The organism is Methylobacterium sp. M6A4_1b, assembly GCF_053345175.1.
The window spans coordinates 1-21441 of sequence record NZ_JBKEZQ010000006.1; the positions used below are offsets into that span (position 1 = coordinate 1).

Annotated in this window: 21 protein-coding genes and 1 pseudogene; 7 read left to right on the forward strand and 15 right to left on the reverse strand. The window is 69.7% G+C overall.

Annotated features, from left to right (window positions below):
- Both ACLBWX_RS08010 and chrA read left to right on the forward strand, forming a co-directional pair.
- A pseudogene (locus ACLBWX_RS08010) lies at positions 1 to 1492 on the forward strand (hypothetical protein); the annotation flags it as partial.
- Positions 1493 to 1647: 155 nt separating this feature from the next.
- Entirely contained in the window at positions 1648 to 2910 is a 1263-nt protein-coding gene (gene chrA / locus ACLBWX_RS08015) for a chromate efflux transporter (RefSeq protein ID WP_447676743.1), read from the forward strand.
- Positions 2911 to 2913: 3 nt separating this feature from the next.
- Here the strand turns inward: chrA and soxA are convergent, their stop codons facing one another.
- From soxA to ACLBWX_RS08060, 9 genes are all read right to left on the reverse strand, one after another.
- Positions 2914 to 3666: a sulfur oxidation c-type cytochrome SoxA gene (soxA, locus tag ACLBWX_RS08020; protein ID WP_447676744.1), complete on the reverse strand. Its 753-nt coding sequence runs from the start codon at positions 3664 to 3666 to the stop codon at positions 2914 to 2916.
- A gap of 17 nt (positions 3667 to 3683) precedes the next feature.
- Positions 3684 to 4004, reverse strand: coding sequence for a thiosulfate oxidation carrier complex protein SoxZ (gene soxZ, locus ACLBWX_RS08025; protein WP_447676545.1), 321 nt, complete (start codon positions 4002 to 4004; stop codon positions 3684 to 3686).
- Positions 4005 to 4010: 6 nt separating this feature from the next.
- Complete coding sequence (locus ACLBWX_RS08030; protein WP_447676546.1) at positions 4011 to 4487, reverse strand: SoxY-related AACIE arm protein; 477 nt, start codon at positions 4485 to 4487, stop codon at positions 4011 to 4013.
- A complete protein-coding gene (gene soxX / locus ACLBWX_RS08035) occupies positions 4484 to 4978 on the reverse strand; it encodes a sulfur oxidation c-type cytochrome SoxX (protein WP_447676547.1) in 495 nt (164 codons plus the stop codon). The genes ACLBWX_RS08030 and soxX overlap by 4 nt, the downstream gene beginning before the upstream one ends.
- Positions 4975 to 6225: an FCSD flavin-binding domain-containing protein gene (locus ACLBWX_RS08040; protein WP_447676548.1), complete on the reverse strand. Its 1251-nt coding sequence runs from the start codon at positions 6223 to 6225 to the stop codon at positions 4975 to 4977. Before ACLBWX_RS08040 ends, soxX begins: the two co-directional genes overlap by 4 nt.
- The gene (locus tag ACLBWX_RS08045; RefSeq protein ID WP_447676745.1) at positions 6222 to 6506 is read right to left on the reverse strand and encodes a c-type cytochrome; all 285 of its coding nucleotides are present in this window, start codon (positions 6504 to 6506) and stop codon (positions 6222 to 6224) included. The genes ACLBWX_RS08040 and ACLBWX_RS08045 overlap by 4 nt, the downstream gene beginning before the upstream one ends.
- Positions 6506 to 8677, reverse strand: coding sequence for a molybdopterin cofactor-binding domain-containing protein (locus ACLBWX_RS08050; RefSeq protein WP_447676549.1), 2172 nt, complete (start codon positions 8675 to 8677; stop codon positions 6506 to 6508). Before ACLBWX_RS08050 ends, ACLBWX_RS08045 begins: the two co-directional genes overlap by 1 nt.
- 10 nt (positions 8678 to 8687) lie before the next feature.
- Positions 8688 to 9149: a (2Fe-2S)-binding protein gene (locus ACLBWX_RS08055; protein WP_447676550.1), complete on the reverse strand. Its 462-nt coding sequence runs from the start codon at positions 9147 to 9149 to the stop codon at positions 8688 to 8690.
- A 65-nt stretch (positions 9150 to 9214) separates the two neighbouring features.
- Positions 9215 to 9469 carry a hypothetical protein gene (locus ACLBWX_RS08060; protein ID WP_447676551.1) on the reverse strand — a complete coding sequence of 85 codons (255 nt, stop codon included), beginning with the start codon at positions 9467 to 9469 and terminating at the stop codon, positions 9215 to 9217.
- Positions 9470 to 10597: 1128 nt separating this feature from the next.
- On the opposite strand from ACLBWX_RS08060, the gene ACLBWX_RS08065 reads away from it, so the two are divergent.
- Both ACLBWX_RS08065 and ACLBWX_RS08070 read left to right on the forward strand, forming a co-directional pair.
- Complete coding sequence (locus ACLBWX_RS08065; protein WP_447676552.1) at positions 10598 to 11311, forward strand: Crp/Fnr family transcriptional regulator; 714 nt, start codon at positions 10598 to 10600, stop codon at positions 11309 to 11311.
- Positions 11308 to 11556 (forward strand): hypothetical protein, encoded by a 249-nt coding sequence (locus tag ACLBWX_RS08070; protein WP_447676553.1) that lies wholly within the window; start codon positions 11308 to 11310, stop codon positions 11554 to 11556. Before ACLBWX_RS08065 ends, ACLBWX_RS08070 begins: the two co-directional genes overlap by 4 nt.
- Positions 11557 to 11655: 99 nt before the next feature.
- Here the strand turns inward: ACLBWX_RS08070 and ACLBWX_RS08075 are convergent, their stop codons facing one another.
- The 4 genes from ACLBWX_RS08075 to ACLBWX_RS08090 are packed head-to-tail and all read right to left on the reverse strand — an operon-like array spanning position 11656 to position 14354.
- Complete coding sequence (locus ACLBWX_RS08075) at positions 11656 to 12477, reverse strand: VOC family protein (protein WP_447676554.1); 822 nt, start codon at positions 12475 to 12477, stop codon at positions 11656 to 11658.
- Positions 12474 to 13376: an SMP-30/gluconolactonase/LRE family protein gene (locus ACLBWX_RS08080; RefSeq protein ID WP_447676555.1), complete on the reverse strand. Its 903-nt coding sequence runs from the start codon at positions 13374 to 13376 to the stop codon at positions 12474 to 12476. Before ACLBWX_RS08080 ends, ACLBWX_RS08075 begins: the two co-directional genes overlap by 4 nt.
- Before the next feature lie 4 nt (positions 13377 to 13380).
- A complete protein-coding gene (locus ACLBWX_RS08085) occupies positions 13381 to 13806 on the reverse strand; it encodes a cupin domain-containing protein (RefSeq protein WP_447676556.1) in 426 nt (141 codons plus the stop codon).
- Positions 13807 to 13859: 53 nt separating this feature from the next.
- Complete coding sequence (locus ACLBWX_RS08090; RefSeq protein WP_447676557.1) at positions 13860 to 14354, reverse strand: DoxX family protein; 495 nt, start codon at positions 14352 to 14354, stop codon at positions 13860 to 13862.
- 285 nt (positions 14355 to 14639) lie between these two features.
- On the opposite strand from ACLBWX_RS08090, the gene ACLBWX_RS08095 reads away from it, so the two are divergent.
- The gene (locus ACLBWX_RS08095) at positions 14640 to 16202 is read left to right on the forward strand and encodes a GMC family oxidoreductase (RefSeq protein ID WP_447676558.1); all 1563 of its coding nucleotides are present in this window, start codon (positions 14640 to 14642) and stop codon (positions 16200 to 16202) included.
- The gene (locus ACLBWX_RS08100) at positions 16199 to 17107 is read left to right on the forward strand and encodes an alpha/beta hydrolase fold domain-containing protein (RefSeq protein ID WP_447676559.1); all 909 of its coding nucleotides are present in this window, start codon (positions 16199 to 16201) and stop codon (positions 17105 to 17107) included. Before ACLBWX_RS08095 ends, ACLBWX_RS08100 begins: the two co-directional genes overlap by 4 nt.
- A 109-nt stretch (positions 17108 to 17216) precedes the next feature.
- On the opposite strand, the gene ACLBWX_RS08105 is transcribed toward ACLBWX_RS08100, so the two are convergent.
- The gene (locus ACLBWX_RS08105; protein ID WP_447676560.1) at positions 17217 to 18731 is read right to left on the reverse strand and encodes a glycosyl hydrolase; all 1515 of its coding nucleotides are present in this window, start codon (positions 18729 to 18731) and stop codon (positions 17217 to 17219) included.
- Positions 18732 to 19023: 292 nt separating this feature from the next.
- Entirely contained in the window at positions 19024 to 20187 is a 1164-nt protein-coding gene (locus tag ACLBWX_RS08110; RefSeq protein WP_447676561.1) for a GGDEF domain-containing protein, read from the reverse strand.
- Between the two features lie 179 nt (positions 20188 to 20366).
- Here ACLBWX_RS08110 and ACLBWX_RS08115 point away from each other — a divergent pair, with 179 nt between their 5' ends.
- Positions 20367 to 21422, forward strand: a complete 1056-nt coding sequence (locus tag ACLBWX_RS08115) for a tyrosine recombinase XerC (RefSeq protein ID WP_447676562.1) — start codon at positions 20367 to 20369, stop codon at positions 21420 to 21422.
- The last annotated feature ends 19 nt before the right edge of the window (positions 21423 to 21441 follow it).

A 21441-nucleotide genomic window follows, 5' to 3' on the forward strand; every position in this document is an offset into this window, starting at 1 on the left:
CAACGCCAAGGCGCCGAGCTTCGACTACGGCCACGATGGCGGCGGCATCGAGCTGTTCGGCACGATGGACAACATCAAGATCCATAACAACTGGATCGAGAACACCGTCGGCTTCATCGAGGCCGGTGGTTACAAGAGCTCGCTGACGAACATCTCCGTCTCGAACAATGTCAGCTTGAACAACAATGGCTTCCTCGTCCTGCACAATGGCGGCGGCAACTTCGCCAGCACGTTCAGGAATGTGGATCTGTCCCACAATACGATCGTCGAGCAGAAAAACAGCACCAAGAGCATAGCGAGCGTTTTCCTGGATGAGGCCTACAAATCGGGACAGCTATCTTTCCATAACAGCATCATCTACCTGAATACTGGCGACTCCTTCTTCAAGCAGTCCGGCGCTTATCACAGCAACAACGTCTTCTATAAACTTTCGAGCGCAACGCATCTCTACAACGATTGGGGCATGACGCTCGGGAGCGGCGAAAAATTCGCGACGCTCGCATCCGCCGGCGCGTCCTCGATCGTCCAGGCCCTCGCGGCGCAGTCGGGCGGTGCCGGGTCGACGCTCGTCGCAGCGACGCAAACGGGGCCGGCCTCCGCCGCATCGCATGCCGCGACGGGGACGACGCTGACAGCCGCCTCGACCCAGATCGCCACGTCTGTCGCCGCCCTCGAGCCCGCTCTCAAACCGGCCGCGGCACCGGCGCCGATCCCGGGCGAACTGGCCCGAACGGAGCATGCGCTCGTCGACGGGGACCGGGTCACCTCCACCTACGACGCCTCCGGCAAACTCGCCAGCAAGGTCGTGCAGCACGCCGATGCGTCCTACGACGTCTATGTCGACAACCTGGCCGGCAAGGCCTACGCCTCGGCCCACACGCGCTACGACGGAGCCAGCAAGATCGTCCTGCAGGAGCAGTTCCGCGACGATGGCAGCCTGATGATGCGCAAGGTCATCGGGACGGACATCACCAGCCAGACCTACGATGCCGACGGTGCGACCATCAGAACGGTGGTCCAGCACCCGGACAAGACCTTCGATGTCTATCGGAGCGGCATCACCGGCAAGGACCATGTCGCCGAACACGCCAGCTACGCGGCCAATGGCAAGATCGGCTTCGTCGATCGGACGAAACCGGACGGTTCGCATAGCCAGACCGCCTATCAGACCGACCAGACGCTGGTTTCCACGCCCGGCGCGAGCGACACCCTCAAGAGCGCCGGCGGCGATACCTTCGTGTTCGCATCCGGCTTCGGACAGGACACGGTCACGGGATTCCATGCGGGCTCGGGCAGCGGACACGACATCCTGCGGCTGGACCGGGCTCAGGTCTCGAGCTTCGCGGCGCTTCAGGATCATATGACGGATGCGGGAGCCGATACCCTGCTGACGCTGAGTGCCCACGACACCATCCTGCTCAAGGGCGTGGAGAAGGCTCTGCTGACGGCCGAGAACGTCCACATCCAGGATCACGGCCTGCTTCACGGCTGAGCCCGGGGGTCGGCAGGCGGGGGCGCGGCCCGCGCCGACTTCGCCGGAGGGTGACGCCGATCCCACCATGGCATCCGGCCTCTGATCCGGTACAGGTTGCGCAGCGGGCCGATCGGCCCGTCAGCGTATCCGACCGTGGGGAGCGACGGGTGAATCTGCAGGAACGGCCCCCGGAGCCGGCCATCCGCCCCGGTTCGGCCGCCGGCCGGACCGCCGAGGTGTTCCGCGTGTTCCTCAAGCTCGGGCTGACGTCCTTCGGCGGTCCGATCGCGCATCTCGGTTACTTCCGGGAGGAGCTGGTGCATCGGCGGCGCTGGATCGACGAGGCGGGCTATGCCGACCTCGTGGCCCTGTGCCAGTTCCTGCCGGGGCCGGCCTCCAGCCAGGTCGGATTCTCCCTCGGGCTGCTGCGGGGCGGCGGCCTCCTCGGCGGACTCGCCGCCTGGACGGCCTTCACGCTGCCCTCCGCCCTGGTGCTCCTCGCCTTCGCCCTCGGGGCCGGTTCCCTGACGGGCCCCGGGGCCGAGGCCGTGCTGCACGGCCTCAAGCTCGTGGCCGTGGCGGTGGTGGCCCAGGCCGTCTGGGGCATGGCCCGCGCGCTCACCCCGGACCGGCCCCGCGCCGGCATCGCCGTCGCGGCGCTGATGGGGGTCGTCTTCCTGCCCGGGGCCATCGGTCAGGTGCTGGTGATCGCCCTCGGCGCGATGGCGGGACTGCTCCTGTGCCGGGCCGAGCCCGCGGCGAGCGGCGGTGGCCGCCTGGCGGTGCCGGTTTCGCGCCGGGCGGGCGCGGCGGCGCTCGTCCTGTTCGCGGGGCTGTTCGTCGCCCCGGCTCTCCTCGCGCCGGCCCTGCTCGCCCAGGGCGGCGGCGCGGGTCCGGCGGGCCAGGGGCTCGCCCTGTTCGACGCCTTCTACCGCTCGGGCGCCCTGGTGTTCGGCGGCGGCCACGTCGTGCTGCCGCTGCTGCAGGCGGAGGTGGTCGGCCCCGGCTGGATCGACCCGGCCCGGTTCCTGGCCGGCTACGGCGCCGCCCAGGCGGTGCCGGGGCCGCTCTTCACCGTGGCGGCCTATCTCGGTGCCGCGGTCGGGCCGGCGCCGCACGGCCTGCCCGGGGCGGCCATCGCCCTCATGGCGATCTTCCTGCCGGGCCTGCTCCTTGTCTACGGCGCCCTGCCCTACTGGAACGGCCTGCGCGCCCGCCCCCTGGCCCAGGCGGCGATGCGCGGCACCAACGCCGCCGTTGTCGGCATCCTCGGAGCCGCCCTCTACGATCCCGTCTGGGTCAGCGCGGTGGGCAATGCCCGCGACTTCGCCCTCGCGGTCCTGGCCTTCGTGCTGCTCACCGCGGGGCGGGCGCCGCCCTGGATCGTCGTCCTCGTCACGGCGGCCGGCGGGCTCGTGCTCGCCCAGCTCCGCTGAGGCTCACGGGCGCACCGCCGGGGTCTCGACCGGCAGGGGCGCGGCCCGGTCCATGAGGTAGCGCTCCAGGGCGACGAAATCCGCCGCGCCGTAGGCGAAGGGCTCGGCCCGCATCCCCGTCATGCAGTTGCGCAGCCGCCGCTGCACCGAGCCGACCCCCTGCCATTCGAGACGGTAGAGCGGGTAGCCGGTGGGATGTCCCTGCGGGATCAGGGCCGCGCCCAGGCGGCGCCCGTGATGGTCGTCGTGGCAGGCGGCGCAGGACAGGCCGAGCTGGCCCATGCGCTGCGTGAACAGCGCCCGGCCGGCCGCCCGGGCGGGGCCGAGGCGGGAATCGTCCGGGACCGTGATCGGCAGGCCCGCGGATTGGGCGGCGACGTAGGCGGTGAGCCCGAGGAGCTCGCGGCTCTCGTACGGGTAGGGCTCCGCGTTCTGGTGGCGCCGGCGGCAGGCATTGATCCGGCCCTGGAGGTCGATCGGGGCCGCGGTCTCGGCGTCCCAGGCCGGGTAGCGGGCGCCGACGCCGCGCATCGCGGTCGCCGCCTCGCCGTGGCAGCCGGCGCAGGCGGGCCGGTCCGGGGCCGGCGGCTTGCCCCACAGGTCGGCGCCGTCCTCGAGCCAGAGCAGGGCCGGGTTCGCCATCCCGTCGCGCTGCATCGCCTGGATGTCCGGGCTCATGGCGTCGAAGCCCGAGCGCCGCTCGGCCCCGGGGATTTCGGCAGCCCGCGCCGGTCCCGCCGCCAGAGCCGCGAGCATGAGGAGCGCGAGCCGCCTCACGTCACCGTCAAGGTCGCGGTCTCGGTCTGCGAGAAACCGTTGTCGCCGTGCCAGGTCAGGGTGAGCGTACCCGTCCGCGTCGCCCACAGGGTGAAGGTCAGGTAGGGGTTGGCGGCGGTCGCGGGAAACAGCTCGGCCCGGAACACCGTCTCGCCGTCGTAGAGGCAGGTGAATTCGGTGATGATGTCCCGCGGGCGGATGCGCCCGTCGGCCCCCGGCCGGAAGCCGGTCTCCATCGGATGCGAGATCAGGGTCTTGATCGTGACGACCTCGCCGGCCCGGGCGGTCTTCGGAACGTTGATCAGGGTGCGGGCCATGGCGTCTCAACCCTCCAGGCAGGCGGCGAGGGTGACGATGGCGTCGGCCGTGGTCGACCAGTAGCGCCCGTCGCTGGTCTCCGCGATGGCGGTGATGCGCTGCGTGTCGGCCAGCCGGATGCGGGTCGTGATCGCGGCGCGACCTCCACGCGACCCCAGGTATACGGTGATGACATTCGGCTGCGGATTCTTGTCGTTGAACACCGCGATGCGGCGGACATGGTCCTCCGGGGTCATCGGGCTGTCCACCGTCACGGTGATCGTCACCGCGTTGCCGTTCTCGACCAGCGGCGGCAGGTCGAGCCGGATGCGTCCCGCGTGGATCTCGGCCTCGCCCGCGAAGCGCCGGATGGCCTCGGCCGTGCTCTCGGTGCGGATGGCGGCCCCGGCCGCCACCGGGCGCAGGGCGAGCGTCGCGGCGAGGCCGGGCCCGAGGGCGAGAAGGCGGCGGCGGCTCGGGGCGTGTGGTGTCTGCGGGCTCACGGCGCCGGCCTTTCCGAAGGGGTGTCGCGCAGGGTCGCCAGGAAGGCGACGACGTCCTCGATCTCCTGAGGTTCCAGCACCGGCTTGCCGCGCCAAACCGCACTGACCCGCGTGGTCCCCGCAAGACTGAAATAGGAGGGCATGATGGTGTCCGGATTCAAGGCCCGGCCATCGACGAGGCGCAGGCGAAGGGCCCCGGGCGCCAGCCGGTCGCCGACGCCCGTGAGATCGGGGCCGAGATTGCCGGGGAAGCGCTCCTCCGGGAACGGTCCGGCATGGCAGAGCAGGCAGAGCCCCTTGGTGCGGTCGACGACGAGGGCGCGGCCTCGCGCGGGATCGCCCGGCATCCCGGTCAGGCTCGCGGGGATGGCGTGGTCGACGATGGCAAGGGACCGCAGGCGCTCCGCGCCCGGCTCGGCCTGCTCCCCGGCCTCCACCCGCACCACCAGGATCGCGCAGCCGATACAGGCCCAATGCAGCCTCCGCCTCACCCGAAGACCTGGCGGGTGATGGTGCGGTACCAGTCGGCGGCGTAGAGCGCTTCCTGCTCGCGCAGGGCCATGGGCGCATCGACCGGACTGATCCCGCCAGCGCCTTCCACATCGGCGAGGACACCGCCGGCCGGGTGGTAGACGCCCGCGATCGAGATCCCGTAGCCGGGCGCCACCAGGCTGTAGCAGGTGTTGATCAGCTTCGGCGTCCCGGGCGCCCGGCCGGCCAGGAGGTCGATCACCGCATCGGCACAGACCTTGGCCTGGGCGTTGGCCGAGAAGGCGGATTTCGGCATCGCCCCGGCGATGGCCGCGTCGCCGATGACGTGGATGCCCGGCACCAGCCGGGATTCGAAGGTGACGGGGTCGATCGGGCACCAGCCGCTGCGGTCGGCGACCCCCGCAACATCCGCGATCCGGCCGGCCCTTTGGGGCGGGATGATGCAGGCCACGTCAGCCTTGTACTCCGAGAAGTCGGTCCGGACGATCATGGCATCCGGGTCGACGGCCGAGACCTGCCCGCCCTCCGCCAGCGGCACGTATTCGAGCTGGGTCGGATAGAGCGTTTTCCAAGCCGACTGGAACAGGCGCTGCTTCGAGAAGGTGTCCTTGGCGTCGAGGAGAATCAGCTTGGCGCGCGGCTTGGTGGTCTTGAGCACATGGGCGATCAGGCTCGCCCGCTCGTAGGGGCCGGGCGGGCAGCGATAGGGATTGCCCGGCACCGACAGCACCACGGTGCCGCCCTCCGGCATCGCCGCGAGCTGCCGGGCGAGGAGCAGCGTCTGCTCCCCCGCCTTCCAGGCATGAGGCATGCGGTCGGCGGCGGCCGCGTCGTAGCCGGGAATGGCGTCGAACCTCAGGTCGATCCCCGGCGAGAGCAAGAGGCGGTCATAGGCGAGCGCGGTGCCGTCAGCGAGGGCGACCTGGCGCGCACCTGCCTCGATTCCGGTGGCAGCGGCGTGCACCACCCGGATACCCGCGCGGGCGAGCCCTTCGTAGCCGAAGCGCTGCGCCGCCATGGGCTGAAGGCTGGCAATCACCTCGTTGCTGAAGGGGCAGGAGACGTAGGTCGGGTTCACCTCCACGAGCGTCACGTCCAGGCCACCACGGTGGAGTGCGCGCGCCGCCGTGGCACCGCCGAAGCCGCCGCCGATCACCACCACCTTCGCGGCGGCCTGGGCCAGAGCCGGCCGCGCCAAGGCGAGGGCTGCCCCGGCGGCGAGAAGCGCACGGCGCGTCGTGGTCATGGCTGCCCCTGCCGCGCGAGATAGGCCGCGATGGCCCGGCTCTCTTCGTCCGAGAAGCCCTTGGCGATGCGGCTCATGACGCTTGCGGGTCGCGCGCCCGAACGGTAATCGGCCAGCGCCGCCGCGATATCGGCCTCGGGACGGCCGTCGATCGCCCCCATCGCGGCGCCCTCGCCATGGCACCCGGCACAGGAGGTCGCCCCCGGTGGCGGGCGCTCCGCCGCCGAGGCCAACCCGACCGGGCCGGCCAGCAGCCAAGCCGCGACGACGGCGACGCGCATCACGCCCGCCGAAGGTCCGTGTTCTTCACGGGCATCTGGCGCACGCGCTTTCCAGTGGCCGCGAAGATGGCGTTCAGCACGGCAGGAGCCGCCACCGCGATGGTGGGTTCTCCGACGCCGCCCCAGAACCCGCCCGACGGCATCACGATGGTTTCGACCACCGGCATTTCTTGGAGGCGCATCACCGGATAGGTGTCGAAGTTCGTCTGTTCGATGCGGCCGTCCTTGACCGTGCATTCCTGGTAGAGGGCCGCCGACAGCCCGTACACGAAGGAACCCGCGATCTGGGCATCGATCTGCTGCGGATTGAGGGCGTGGCCCGGATCGGTCGCCGCGACGATGCGGTGGACCTTGACCGCCCCGTCATCGCCGACCGAGACCTCGGCCACCGCCGCCACGTAAGAGCCGAAGCCCATCATCTGGGCGAGGCCGCGGTGGATGCCTTGCGGAAGCTTTGATCCCCAGCCGACCTTGTCCGCCACCGCCTGCAGCACCGCCCGGTGCTTGGGATGCTTGTCCATCAGCTTCAGCCGGAAAGCCAGGGGATCCTGCCCCGCCGCATGGGCGAGTTCGTCCATAAAGCATTCGAGGTAGATGGCGTTCGGGTTCATGTTCACGCCGCGCCAGAACCCCGGCGGCACGTGCGGATTGCGCATCGCGTGATCGACCAGGATGTTCGGGATGGCATAGCCGATCGCCGCCTCGGCGCCGCCGGGGTTGAGGCCCTGGAACACCACCGGGTCCTTGCCGTCCACCATCCGGTTCGGCGCCACCGAGACCAGGATCGATTGGCCCGAGATGCGCATGTGCAGCCCGGTGAGGTTACCGGCCTCATCGAGGCCGGCGCGCATCCGGCACCGGGTGATGGGATGGTAGCGCCCGTGGGTCATGTCCTCCTCGCGGGTCCAGATCAGCTTGATCGGGGTCCCGGGCATTTCCTTCGCGATGAGGACGGCCTGGCGCAGCCAGTCGTGGGTGGCGCCGCGCCGGCCGAAGCCGCCGCCGAGCAGGAGCTTGTAGACGTCGCACTGGTTCGCCGAGAGGCCGGCGGCCTCAGCGACGGCGGCGAGTGCAGCCTCGCCGTTCTGGGTCGGTGCCCAGGCCTCGCAGCGCTCCGGCGTCCAGCGCACCGTAGCGTTCATCGGCTCCATGGTGGCGTGGTTCTGGAACGGCACGCCGTAGGTCGCCTCCACGACCCGGGCCGCTCCCTTCAAGGCGCTCGCGACGTCCCCACCCTTGTTGCCCACATAGGCTTCCTCGGCGTCGAGGCCCACACGCAGCGTCGCCGCGATGGTCTCGCTCGAGACCTGACCGTTCGGGCCCTCGTCCCAGACGATCGGTAGGGCCTCCACCGCGGTCTTGGCACGCCAAAACGTATCCGCGATCACCGCCACGCCGGAATCGTCCACCGCCACGACCCTCTTCACGCCTGGCATGCCCTCGACCGCCTTGGCGTCGAAGCTCTTCACCGTGCCGCCGAAGACCGGGCAGTCGCGGATCGCCGCGTTCAGGAGGCCGGGCATCGTCAGGTCGATGCCGTAGATCTGGCTGCCATCCGTCTTCTCGACGGTGTCGAGACGCTTCACCGGTTTGCCGGCGATGGTCCAGTCCTTCGGATCCTTGAGGACGATGTCCTTCGGCGGTGTGCCCTTGGCTGCCTCCATCGCAACCGCGCCGAAGGTGGTGGTGCGGCCGGAACCCGTATGGCTGATCACGCCCTTCTCGACTCGGCACTCAGACGGGGCGACGCCCCAGCCCTTGGCAGCGGCCTCGACCAGCATGATGCGGGCGGCCGCGCCTCCCTTGCGGACGTAGTCCTGCGATTCGCGAATGCCGCGGCTGCCGCCGGTGCCGAAATCGCCCCAGACCCGGCCGCGGGCGACGTTCTGGCCCGGCGTCGGGTACTCGGTGACCACCTTCGACCAGTCGCAGCCGAGTTCCTCGGCCACGAGTTGGGCGAGGCCCGTCAGGGTGCCCTGCCCCATCTCGGAGCGGGCGATGCGGATGACTACGGTCTCGTCGGGCTTGATCACCACCCACGCATTGACCTCGGGCGTGAGCGCAGTGGCGGCGGCTTCGGGGAAGGGCACGTGGAAGCCGAGGCTGAGGCCTGCAGCGGCCGTGCCGGCCACGAAAGCGCGGCGGGAGAGGTTCTTCATGGGGGCGTTCATCGCTCTCTCCTCAACCGGCCTGGCCGCCATCGGCGGCGAGCTTGATACCGGCCAGGACGCGGCTGTAGGTGCCGCAGCGGCAGATATTGGTGATCTCGGAGCGGATCTGCGCCTCGCTGGGGTGCGGGTTCTGGGCCAACAGCGCCGCCGACGCCATGATCATCCCGGATTGGCAAAAGCCGCATTGCGGCACATCGAGTTCGGCCCAGGCCTTCTGCACCGGGTGCGAGCGATCCTTCGACAGGCCTTCGATCGTCACGATCTTCTGGTCCGGTGTCACGCTGGACACCGGCATCGAGCAGGAGCGCACCGCCGTGCCATCGATATGCACCGTGCAGGCGCCGCACTGGGCGATGCCGCAGCCGTACTTCGTTCCGGTCAGGCCCGCCTGTTCGCGGATGACCCAGAGAAGCGGGGTGTCAGGCTCGGCCTCGACCTCGCGGACGGTGCCGTTCAGGTTCAACCGGATCATGCGTTTCCTGCCGTTTCGCCTAGTCGTGAGCCGTGCTCCACCAGATCTCCGCGGCGGCGGCTCCGTCATTGGAATGGTTGTACGGTGCCGTGGTCGACCAAGTCCACAGCCATTTCTCGCGACAGGACGCGCGCGGATCGAGCCGTGGTACGGCAACGTTTCCGAACGGCATAAACCTCACCTTCTCCGTCATCCGGATCATCTTCATTAATACTCAAATCCGACAGGTCAGATCTGATATGAAATTCGATGCTGGATCCAGTAACGCAGGCTTCGGCTTCGGCGAAGACTGAATTCTGCGACGCGCCGGTCTCAGTCATGGCCTAGCCTGGCCTCAAGAGCGGTTGAATTCGGCAACCCCGATGCCGACATCCCAGAAGACACCCGGATTTCGCGTGCTCAAGCGTGCGGATCTTCCATTCCCTGATCGAAGTGCCTCCTTCCCAAGGTCAGCGCTCCGATAGGGGCCGGGCGGCTCACGTCTCAACAGCTGCAACGGCCCGGCCCTGCCCTGTTGTCGGAAGCCGGCGCGACGGCACCCGTCGGACTCCCGTGCTCAGCCCGCAGTGATTGGGCGAGGAACGTATGAGCCGCAGACATCCCATCGCCACTCACGCGACCGGAGACATCAAGATCTAGCGCGCCAGCCGAACCTGCAGTGGCAGTGTCGCGTGCCCGCAGGCAGTCTGTCCGAGTTGAACGATCCGGACTCGGACGAAGCGCAGGAGAGGGGTGTGAAGGGAGGACGCGACATCCATTGCAGCCATGAGGCGATCGGCGTTGATCGCCGGCATTGCCCCGGAACCGGGACAAAGGTGTGGTGGGGCGTCCGGTCGCTTCCAAACAGCACCGGTCAGGCCCTCGGGTCCGATGAGGCCGACCTCAATTCAGCCCCCGCCCGCGCCGGTCACGACCAAGGCGTAGCCAGGCCGTGGAAGGCTCGGCTGAAGTCCGGCAAATTCGTCGGATGGCATCCCCTCAAAGATGGCATCCCCCAGGGGACGATTGTGCGCCGAGGCCAGTTGCAGTTCTCCCACCCGCTCCACCCCATCCTCCAACGAGGTCGGGAATCGCTTGCCTGAGCCCGAGACCGATTCACATCCGCGTGACAACTTCCCCTTCATCGACAGGCATCCATTTGTCGTCGCGATTTGCTAAGGCATCGGCTTTCGTGCTGTTAATGCAGGGGCATTCGGGCGCTGCCACCCCGTCGCGCCACGGATCGTACCGCCCACGACGGCGATGGCCAAAGTTCGCGCCTCCCCATCTTTCTTCGTGCTACAAGGTGACGGCGGTACAGCCTGGCCGATCCATGGGGTTCCGATGCGCCGTCCCTGCCCGCTTTGGACGGCCCGAGGCTTAACCTCGAACGGCCGGACTCGCCGGCATCAGACCCGCCAAAGAAAGGCATCTTCGCAATGAGCCTCGCCGCTGGCGCCGATCTCAGCATGCTCATTCGGAAGTTGGAGACGATCATCACCGTCTCCGACGCGGAGCGTCGCGCGATCGAAGGCCTGCCCGTGACGCGCCGACAGCTCGGCGCCCACCAGGACATCGTGCGCGACGGCGACCATCCCAAGCAGTGCTGCCTCCTGCTGGATGGCTGGGCTTTCCGGTACAAGCTTCTCGACGAGGGCAAGCGCCAGATCCTGTCGGTGCACATCCCGGGCGACATCCCCGACCTGCAGAGCCTCCACCTGCCGGTGATGGACCACAGCCTCAGTACCCTGACGGCCTGCACCCTGGCCTTCATTCCGCATGAGGCGCTGCTCGAACTTACCCGCACGCATCCCGGCATCACCGCCGCCCTCTGGCGCGATACCCTGGTGGATGCCGCGATCTTCCGGGAATGGATGACCAATATCGGCCGGCGCTCGACCCTCGGCCGGATCACTCACCTGTTCTGCGAAATCTACCTGAAGCTCCACGCCGTGGAGCTGGCGCGGGACTTCACCTGTGAGATGGCTCTGACGCAGGGCGACATCGCCGACGCGATCGGCGTCTCGAACGTTCACGTCAACCGCGTCCTGCAGGAACTGCGCGGGCAGGGCCTGCTGACGCTCCAGGGGCAGCGCCTCGTCATCCACGACTGGGACGCACTGACGAACCGCGCGGAGTTCGACCCGGCCTATCTGCATCAGAAGAAGCCCGCCGTGCCATGACCCTGAGCCTCCAGCCCGTCCGGATCCGGACCGAGAGCCAGGACGAGGAAGGCCGGCTGGTGCTGGCCGGAGGAAGCCTCGTCGCGATCCTGGTCCGGCTCTCGTCCGACCACGGCGCCGAGGCGGGCTGCTGGTTCCTCGAGGTGGGTTTCGGCAGGCTCGGGTCGCCGCGGCCGGCCCCCTTCCTCGATCTGGCCGAGGCACTGACCTGGATCGCGGCGCAGGACGTACCCTCGACCGGCTAACGGCCACGCGACGGCGTGGGACGCATTGCAGACGAGAGCGAGGGGGACGGCGCGTCCGAGGAGCGTCGCGCCTGATGTCCGGCCAACCGGAGCGGGGCCTCAGGTCAGCCGCAAGCGGTGGCCGTCCGGATCGCGGATCTGGCGGGGCATCGTACCGGTGCCGGCGAAGACCAGGACGGTGGCGGCGATGTCGTGGTCGCCGCAAGCATGGCCGTCGCGAGAAAATTCCCCTGCATAGTCAAGGAGTTCGACGTGCGGCGCCGGCGCCCCCGGCGGGTGCAGGCCCGTCACGGTGACGTGCGGGTCGGGGACGCGATCGAGCCGGGCCTGCTCGGGACCGACATTGATGGAGCACGCGCCGATCGTGAAGCCGAGGCCCGCGTAGAAGACGAGGCTCGCGACGGTGTCCGCCGCCGAGAGGGCCGAGTGGTCGATGCCGAGGCAGGGACCCGCCCCCGCCGGGCGCCGGGCCTCGCTTGCTCCGCCGGCAGGAAACTCAAGGAACTCAAGGGGATGCCCCTCGGGGTCGCGGAACTTGAAGGCGCTCACACCGCCCGAGGCTGCGGGCAGGCGCTCCGGTCCGGCCGTGGAGATCGGGTGCCAGCCGGGGCACGCGGCGAGGCGGGCATGGGCGGCGGCCATGTCGGAGACCACGAGGGCGATGTGCTGGAACAGAGGGCTCCAGCCCGGCACGTCGTCGGGATAGGGCCGGCCCGGCCGGTCGAATCCGACGAGGTCGACGGCCTCGGCGCCTATTCGGAGGGACACGACGGTTTCGCCCGAAGTGGTTCGCCGGTCGACCAGAGGTCGTGTCGAGGTCACACGGGTGAAGCCGAGCGCCGTGGTGAAGAAACCGGCGAGCGCCTCGGGATCGGCACTGACGAGGCGGATGCGGCTGAGGCGAAGGGATCCGGCGCTCACGGCGTCTGCGCGCCGCGCCGGTCGAGGAAGATCGCGTAGAGGGTCTGCGAGCCGCCGATGAACAGGCGGTTCTTCATCCGGCCGCCGAAGGCGAGGTTCGAGACCCGGTGGGGCACGAAGATCTTGCCCATCAGGTGGCCGTCGGGGTCGATGCAGTGGACGCCGTCGGCGGCGCTGCTCCAGACGTTGCCGTCCTCGTCGACCCGCATCCCGTCGCAATAGCCCGGCGAGACGGTGTGGAAGACCCTGCCGCCCGAGAGCGCGAAGTCCGGCCCGACATCGAAGACGCGGATGTGCTGGCGCGGGTTCGGCCGGCTCTGGTCGCCGGTCTCGGCCACGTAGAGCCGGCGCTCGTCGGGGGAGAAGGCGAGCCCGTTCGGCCCGTCGAAATCGGTCGCCATGGCGCGGATCGCGCCCGAAGCCGGGTCCAGGCGATAGAGGGCGGGCGGCTGCTCGGAGGTCTGGCGGCCGCCTTCGTAGTCGTTGGAAATGCCGTAGACCGGATCGGTGAACCAGATCCCTCCATCGGAGGCCACCACCACGTCGTTCGGGGCGTTGAGGCGGCGCCCGGCATGGTGGGTGACCAGGGTGGTGACGGCGCCGTCATACTCGGTGCGCGACAGGCAGCGGTTCCGGTGCGAGCAGGCGATCAGCCGGCCCTGGCGGTCGCGGGTCTGGCCATTGGCGAAGTGCGAGGGCGCCCGGTAGACCGACAGTCCCTCGGCCTCGCTCCAGCGCATGGTGCGGTCGCGGGGCAGGTCCTGGAACAGGAGGCAATCGGCATCCCCGAACCAGACCGGCCCCTCGATCCAGCGGAAGCCGGTGGCGATCTCCTCGAGTTCGGCATTGCCGAGCAGGTACCCGGCAAAGCGCGGATCGACGATCTCGAAGCCCGACACGACGCTACCGGAACCGGCACGGGGTGGCGACGGTCGGCGGCGAATCGAACTGCACCACCATCAGCACGGCGGGCTCGGACCCGACGGTGCCGGAGAGGTGCCCCTGGCGCCCGTCCCGCGGCCTCGTGTTCTGGTCCTCCCCGAAGGAGATCTCGCCGGGTCCCATCTCGACGCGGGTGCCGTCCATGGATTCGACGAACCAGCGGCCCGAGAGCGGGATGATCCATTGGGGCTTCGGGTTCTCGTGCCAGGCGCCGGTCCAGCCCACCGGCTGCACCGTGACCATCACGGTGGCGCCGTCATGGGTCTTGGTGCCCTGCCATTGCGGGTCGGCCGGCGGCTGCATCGACTTCATGTCGAAGTCGGTCAGCGCGCAGCGGGTCTGGTGGCTGACGCCCTCGGCGTCGGTCCAGAGGTGCCAGTAGGGCACGCGGGGTTTCTCAGGGGCAGTCGCGTCACTCTCGGCGTCACTCATGGGATCACTCACGGAATCGCCCGGGCGGGCTCGGGGACGGGGGCGGTGCGGTAGGGCTGCGACGAGGCCAGCGGGTCGGAAAGGAAGAGCCGCACGGTATCGGCCCCGGTGCCGAAGGTGATGAGGAGGAAACCGCCGGCGAGCGCGAAGTTCTTCAGGAAGTCCCAGAACAGGCCCCGGCCCTTGCTGTCGCCGCCGGCCCAGAAATCGCCCGGGCGCCAGAACTGCTTCCACAGGAGGGCGGTGACGCCGCAATAGCCGGCGAGCACGAAGGCGGCGGCCCGGTCGGCGATGCCGGTGAGGATGCCGGCCGACATCACGATCTCGACGAACAGCCCGGCGAGGATGAGCGCCCGGGCGAGCCCGGTGCCGGCGACGCGCTCCCGCGCCTGCCCCACCGCGCCGCGAAAGTTCAGGATCTTGTCGAGCGCGCTGAAGGGCAGGAACAGCAGCACCAGGAGGAGCCGGACCGCGAAGGCGACGACGAGGCTGAATGCGATCACGGAGCGGTCCAGACCTGAGACGGGCGCGAGGAGCGGCCCCGGAGACGCCGGGATCGCCCCGGCGACGGTGACGGCGCCCCGGAGCGGAGGCCGGCCCCCAGCGAAGGCTTCCCAAGCGAACGTGATGCCATCGGCGGTTGAACGCGGCACCTGCGCGCCGGTTCAAACGTTCGAAGCGTCGGAGGCCTCCCGCCGGCGGCCCCCGCCCGGCGGCCGGCACGACGCTGGCATCCGTGGCCCGCCCGGGCCGCGACACGGACTCTCGAAGGACCCGCGAAGGACCCCATGAGCCCAGACCATTACGACGTCGTCATCGTGGGCTCGGGGCCGGGCGGCGGCACCATGGCCTGGCGCCTCGCCCAGACCGGCAAGCGCGTGCTGCTGCTGGAGCGGGGCGGCTACCTGCCGCGCGAGCGCGAGAACTGGGATGCCCGAGCGGTGTTCGTGGATGCGCGCTACCAGGCGGCCGAGACCTGGTACGGCGCCGACGGGCGCACGTTCCGCCCGGGCCTGCACTACTACGTGGGCGGCAACAGCAAGGTCTACGGCTCGGTGCTGCTGCGCCTGCGAAGCCAAGACTTCGAGGTGGTGCGCCATCCCGACGGCGACGCGCCCGAATGGCCGGTGAAGTACGACACCTTCGCGCCCTACTACCAGGCCGCGGAAGACCTCTACCACGTGCACGGCCTGCGCGGGGAAGACCCCACCGAGCCGCCGGCGGACAAGCCCTACGCCTACCCGCCGGTCTCCCACGAGCCGCGCATCCAGGAGCTCTTCGACGGGCTGAAGCGCGAGGGCCACCGGCCCTTCCACCTGCCGGTGGGGGTGCTGCTCGACGAGCGCGACGGGCAGGCCCTGCCGCACTCGGCCTGCATCCGCTGCGATGCCTTCGACGGCTATCCCTGCCTCACCAACGGCAAGGCCGATGCACAGGTCATCTGCGTCGACCCGGCCCTGGCCCGGCACCCGAACCTCACCCTCTGGACCGGCGCCTACGTGGAACGCCTCCTCACCGGCCCGAGCGGGCGCGCGATCACCGGGGTCGAGCTCGTCCGCGACGGGCAGCGCCGCACGGTGACGGGCGACATCGTGGTGGTGGCCTGCGGCGCCCTCTCCTCGGCGCTGCTGATGCTGCGCTCGGCCAACGACGCGCACCGCCAAGGGCTCGCCAACGCCTCGGGCCAGGTCGGGCGCAACTACATGCGCCACAACAACGCCACCGTGCTGGCGGTCTCCAGGACCCCGAACCCGACGAAGTTCCAGAAGACCCTCGGGCTGAACGACTTCTACTTCGGTGCGGACGACTGGGACTTTCCGCTGGGCCACATCCAGATGGTCGGCAAGTCCGACGGCACGCAGGTCCACGGCGAGGGCCTGCCGGGCCTCCTGCAATGGTTTCCCGAAAAGCCCTTCGACTGGATCGCCAAGCATTCCCTCGACTTCTGGCTGACCTCGGAGGACCTGCCCCGGCCGGAGAACCGGATCTTCTACGAGGGCGGCCGGGTCCGGCTCGACCTCACCGAGAGCAACATGGAGGGGCATGCCCGGCTCAAAGCGAAGCTGCGCGACCTCTGCGGCAAGCTCGACGTGCACCCGCACCTGTTCGACCGCTCGCTCTACCTCGGCAAGGACGTGCCCATCGGCGGCACGGCGCATCAGGCCGGCACCCTGCGCTTCGGCGAGGACCCCGCCACGTCGGTGCTCGACCTCGATTGCCGGGCGCATGGCATCGACAACCTCTACGTCACCGATGCGAGCTTCTTTCCCTCGATCGGAGCCGTGAACCCGACGCTGACGATCATCGCCAACGCCCTGCGGGTGGGCGACATCATCGCGGCCCGGCTGTGACCAGCCTGCCCGCGCGCCTCGTCGCCCTGGCGATCCGCCTCACCGGGCGCCGGCGCGGCCTCGCCCGGGCGGACCGTGACCCCGAGGCGACGGTGGCCGAGCGCCCGCGCCCGGCCCGGCCGACGCCCGCCCTGCGCCGGACCCTGACGGTGACCTGGGAGACCCGCGACGGCTTCGAGGTCTTCCATCTCGCGCCGCGCACGGGAGCCCGGGCGGGCCGCGTGATCTACCTGCACGGGGGCGCCTATACGAGCCCGATCACCCGCATCCACTGGCGCTTCGTCGCCCGGCTGGTCGCCGCCACCGGCCTCACGGTCACGGTGCCGCTCTACCCGCTGACGCCGGAGCACGCCTGCGCCGACATCTGTGCCTTCGCGGCGGCGGTCTACCGGGCCTGCGCGCAGGCCGATCCCGCGGCGCCGATCGCCCTGATGGGCGATTCCGCCGGGGGCGGCCTCGCCCTGTCCCTGGCGATGCAGCTCCGCGACGGGGCCGGGCAGACCGGTCCCGCCGGCCTCGTCCTGATCTCGCCCTGGCTCGACGTCACCACCTCCGACCCGTCCCAGGCCCGGATCGAGCCCCTGGACGTGATGCTGATGCGCCCGGGCCTGCGGACCCTCGGGCGCTGGTACGCGGGCGACCGGGACCCCGCGGACGAGCGGGTGAGCCCCCTCTTCGGCACCCTGCGGGGCCTGCCGCCCATCGAACTGTTCTGCGGCACCCACGACATCCTGGTGGCCGATGCCCGCCGCCTCGCCGCCCGCGCGAGGGCGGAGGAGGCCCCCCTCGCCTATCACGAGGAGCCCGGCCTGATGCACGTCTACCCGCTGCTGGGCCTGCCGGAATCCCGCCGGGCCGAGGCGCGGATCCGCGCGTTCCTGCAAGAACGGATGGCGCGGGGGTGACGGTCCGGGGCTGCGCCGAACGGCCCCCCTATGAATCTCTCACCAAACGCCCCTCCCACCGCCGTGCTCAGGGCTGGAACCGGTCGTGGCCGGGCGTTTTTGAAGCACTTCAAGACGCGTCAGCGACGAACCTGATGATGATCGGGTGATCCGTGACCCATAGTGTCAGATGGTCGGTTTCAGCGGCCGTCTCGATGGGCTCGGCCCCGAGGGTGGGGTCATAGATCCGGACCGATTTCATCTTGGATGGCATTCTGATCTGGACATCCTCTCCGCCGGACGTGCGTTCGCCCCAGACGACCAGGAAGAACTCGTTCGGCTTCGCCTGCAGGAGGAGGTCATGGGTCGTCGGGGATGCGTTCTCGATCCGATAGCGGACTGCGCGCGGCGTCTTGATCTCTTCCTTGTCGGACAAGATGGAGGTGAAGTTATGTATGTAATGCGCAGCGCGTTTCGGACTGGAATCGGCATTGTAGACCCCCTGATTTCCGGCTCCGCCCTCCCCATCCCTGAGCATGTATAGGAACGTGTATTTCCAGCCTCTCTTGTATTGAGCCAGATAGGTGTTCAGGAGCACCGTTCCCTGGACCTTTTCGCCGCCGAAGTCCGAATTCGAGTCCCAGCCCGTTTCGGTCGTGACCTTCGGAACGTGAGGCAATTCCGCGTTGCCGTAGCCACGATACCCGTGCCCCCACAATCTGCCGTGGTTCCCGAAGAGACCATCCCAGCCTGCATTCAGCAGCGGATCGGCGGCGTTCCATGCCTGATTGTCGACGTATCGTTTCTGGGTCCCGATGACATAGTTGTGGACATTCAGGTAATCGGCAAATCTCGTGCCCGCGGGAAAGACCGTCTCCGCGCCCGGCGGGATCTCCAGGAATTGAAGGCCGAGGTTCGGGCTCTGTGCGCCGACCTCCGAAACATTGAAGACGGGATACTTCGCAAGCAGAGCATCGGTCTTGACCGCATGGTAGAGATCCCTCTGGAAGCTTGCGACGGCGGTCCAGTCCGCCGGCTTCCCGAACAGCCTTTGAAAGCCGCCACCCGTCTTTCCCTGATAGATTATCGGGAAGTTATTCGGCTCGTTTGGCCCCTCGATCGAGAGCAGCGCATCGTCGCGGGCGACGTATTTCAAGCCTTCGATCGTGACGCCGAGATCCTTCGAGCTTGCAATGAGGTTCGCTTTCACGCCGGTCTGTTTGTTCAGGTAGACGTAGCCCTGGGGTTTTCCAAAATCGTCTCGAATGTTTCGAACGCCGAGATACTTCAAGGGCGCGACATAGGATTGCGCATCGACGCCCTGCGCGTGGTGGATGCAGATCCCGAGAGAATTCAGAAAATCATCGGCCGGAACCGCGACGATTCCCGTCGTTGCCTCGGCTTGTTCGACCGCTCGCGCGATCGAGGTATTCGAGACGAAAATTCCCAGCGCCACGATCGCGAGGATCGGTGTTTTTCCTGCGATGGAGCGCAACCGTGAGGATTCACAAGCGGACATACCGGCTCCATCGTTGAGACAATCCTCGGCAGGAATTCCGACCGAGCCTTCGAATACCCATGGTTTCCGGCGCCGGTCCGGACGGCGATGGAGAAAGCGGCCCTCGATCGCGCAATGCTGGTTCATCAGGTGTGTCACGCCGAGGCCATGAGAAGGATCGGAATCGCATCGATTCTCGCAGCGCTGTATCCGTCTCGTCGGTCGGCGTGCGGGCAAGGATCGCCCCGATCCGCTCGGACGGTCCGTATCGCACGGGGTCGCGTATCCCGAGACCGAATCGGCGCGCGCCCGGGCTGCCGGGAAGCGGGGCGACCGGGCGTCCGCCGACGGGTGCGCGAGCGGCCGGGCCGGATGGCTTCCTGCCGATCCGCCGGCGGGACCCGGGAGCGGACCCCCGTGGCGCGCCGGGATCGCGCCCCTAGGCCGCGGCGGGCCAGTCGCGGGGAGCCGCGGCCTCGATGCGGTTCCGGCCGAGGAGCTTCGCCTGGTAGAGTGCGCCGTCTGCGCTCGCGAGCAGTTCGGCGAGGTCGCCGCCGTCCGGGGCGGCGAGGCCGATGCTGACCGTGGCGGGGATTCCGGGGCCGTCCGTCCGCGCGGCCGCGGCGGCGAACCGGCTCGCGATCGCCGTGCCGCGGCTGAGCGCCTGCTGGCGGTCGCATCCGGGCAGGAGCGCGGCGAATTCCTCGCCCCCCAGCCGGACCAGGAGCGCGTCGGGTCCCGCCCCGTCGCGGGCGGTCTCGGCGAACAGCTTCAGGATCGCGTCGCCGGCCGGATGGCCGTAGCGGTCGTTGATCGCCTTGAAGTGGTCGAGGTCGAAGGCGAGGAGCGAGACGGGGCGGCCGGGCCGCCCGGCGAGCATCCGGGCGCCCTGCGCGAAGAAGGCGTGACGGTTCGCGAGCCCCGTCAGATGGTCGGTGTGCGACAGGCGCAGGAGGTGCCGCTTCTCCTCCTCGCGGACCAGGGCCAGGAAGGACATCGGCATCGCCACCGAGTAGAGGACCGCCTCGTACATCGTCGCCTTTGCGACGACCAGGAGCATGTCCGGCCCGTAGCGCTGCACCAGGATGGGGGCGATGAAGGCCCGGCCGAGGTAGAACACGGCGTGGACGGCCGAGATCGCCGCCGCGACCGGCCGGGATCGCAGGCCCCGCACCGTGCGGCTGCGCAGCAGACTCCACGCCGCCAGCCCGCAGGCCAGCGCGATGGGCAGGGCCGAGACATGGTTCCAGAAGGCGGCCGGGAACTGCGTGCCGGCGACCGCCCAGACGAGGGCCAGGACGCCCAGCGCCGCGACGGAGGACCGGACATGCCGCCGGCCGTCGAACCCGGCCATGGCGTTGAGGACCAGGAGGTAGCCCGTCACCATCAGGAGGTTGGTCGCCCCCATGCCGAGGGCGACGGGGAAGCGGCTGCGGTTCATCGCGACGAGGCAGCCGAGGACGAAGGCGAAGAGCCCCGCGGCCAGGAGGCCGAGGAGGCCGGCCCGAGCCGGATGGGCCTGCCGCTCCCAGAGGAGAAGCGAAGCCGACACCAGCAGCGTCCCGACCGTCAGGTACCAGAGGGTTTGAAGATCGATCTGCATAGCTCTGCCTGTCTCGGCTCAGAGCTTACCGGCCGGCGGTTGCAAGATCTCCTACGGTTCCATCCGAGTCTTCGACATGGTTGGCGCAACGTTAAGCGTCTCTCGTCCGCCCGTCCTCGGCCCGCCGCAGGCGTGCCGCGGCAACGGAGCGTCAACGCCTCTCGGGCTTCAGTGGCGGGATGGCATACCCCGCACCCGGCCCGTCCCCGCTGCCCGCCGACGCCCTGGCCTTTCCGGGGGATGCGGCCCTGCGCGCCGAGGCCCTGGCCTGGCGGGACGAGCTCGCGCGGGAGCGGCGCCTCTCGCCCAACACCGTCGAGGCCTATGCCCGGGACCTGCGCCAGTTCCTGGCCCATCGCGCCGGGCGGCACGGCCCCCCCGGCATCGGCCAGCTCGTCGCCCTCAAGCCCCGGGACGTGCGCGCCTTCATGGCCGCGCGCCGAGCGGACGGGGTCGGCGGGCGCTCGCTGATGCGGGCCCTGGCGGGCCTGCGCTCCTTCGCCCGCCACCTCGAGCGCCAGGGCCACGGCACCGTGGCGGCCCTGGGCGCCGTGCGCTCGCCCAAGGTGGAGCGGCGCCTGCCGCGCCCGATCCCCATCGCCGCCGCCCGGGCGATGACCGGGCCGGAGCTGCGGGCCGGCGAGGCCCGCGAGCCCTGGATCCTGGCCCGCGACGCGGCCGTGCTGGCCCTGCTCTACGGCTCGGGCCTGCGCATCTCGGAAGCCCTCGGGCTCAGCGCCCGGGACGCGCCGGTGCCGGGGGTCGATGCCGTCACGGTGCTGGGCAAGGGCGGCAAGATGCGGATGGTCCCGGTGCTGCCCGTGGTCGCCGCGGCGGTGGCCGCCTACCGCGCGGAATGTCCCTACGATCTGGCGCCGGACGGCCCGCTCTTCGTCGGCGCCAAGGGCGGCCCGCTCTCCCCGCGCATCATCCAGTACGCGGTGGCGGCGATGCGGGGCGGCCTCGGCCTGCCCGAGAGCGCGACGCCGCACGCCCTGCGCCACTCCTTCGCCACCCACCTGCTGGCGCGCCAGGGCGAGTTGCGGGCGATCCAGGAGCTTCTGGGCCACGCCTCGCTGGCCACGACGCAGCTCTACACGAAGATCGACGCCGCCCGCCTGATGGAGGCCTTCGACGCCGCCCATCCGCGCGCCGGCACCGGCCCCGTCCGGGCGGCCCTGCGCGAGAAAAGCCGTGCGCCGGAGCCGGTGCCCGCGCTAGGACCGGCGGCATGACCCGACGCTCCGCCGCCCC

Coding starts and splice junctions, on each gene's coding strand:
- ACLBWX_RS08055 (WP_447676550.1), bottom strand. CDS start 9,149: ATGATCCGGTTGAACCTGAACGGCACCGTCCGCGAGGTCGAGGCCGAG.
- ACLBWX_RS08105 (WP_447676560.1), bottom strand. CDS start 18,731: ATGAACCAGCATTGCGCGATCGAGGGCCGCTTTCTCCATCGCCGTCCG.
- ACLBWX_RS08040 (WP_447676548.1), bottom strand. CDS start 6,225: ATGACCACGACGCGCCGTGCGCTTCTCGCCGCCGGGGCAGCCCTCGCC.
- soxZ (WP_447676545.1), bottom strand. CDS start 4,004: ATGGCCCGCACCCTGATCAACGTTCCGAAGACCGCCCGGGCCGGCGAG.
- ACLBWX_RS08045 (WP_447676745.1), bottom strand. CDS start 6,506: ATGCGCGTCGCCGTCGTCGCGGCTTGGCTGCTGGCCGGCCCGGTCGGG.
- ACLBWX_RS08060 (WP_447676551.1), bottom strand. CDS start 9,469: ATGACTGAGACCGGCGCGTCGCAGAATTCAGTCTTCGCCGAAGCCGAA.
- ACLBWX_RS08070 (WP_447676553.1), top strand. CDS start 11,308: ATGACCCTGAGCCTCCAGCCCGTCCGGATCCGGACCGAGAGCCAGGAC.
- ACLBWX_RS08050 (WP_447676549.1), bottom strand. CDS start 8,677: ATGAACGCCCCCATGAAGAACCTCTCCCGCCGCGCTTTCGTGGCCGGC.
- ACLBWX_RS08065 (WP_447676552.1), top strand. CDS start 10,598: ATGCTCATTCGGAAGTTGGAGACGATCATCACCGTCTCCGACGCGGAG.
- ACLBWX_RS08095 (WP_447676558.1), top strand. CDS start 14,640: ATGAGCCCAGACCATTACGACGTCGTCATCGTGGGCTCGGGGCCGGGC.
- soxA (WP_447676744.1), bottom strand. CDS start 3,666: ATGCTCGCGGCTCTGGCGGCGGGACCGGCGCGGGCTGCCGAAATCCCC.
- ACLBWX_RS08110 (WP_447676561.1), bottom strand. CDS start 20,187: ATGCAGATCGATCTTCAAACCCTCTGGTACCTGACGGTCGGGACGCTG.
- ACLBWX_RS08115 (WP_447676562.1), top strand. CDS start 20,367: ATGGCATACCCCGCACCCGGCCCGTCCCCGCTGCCCGCCGACGCCCTG.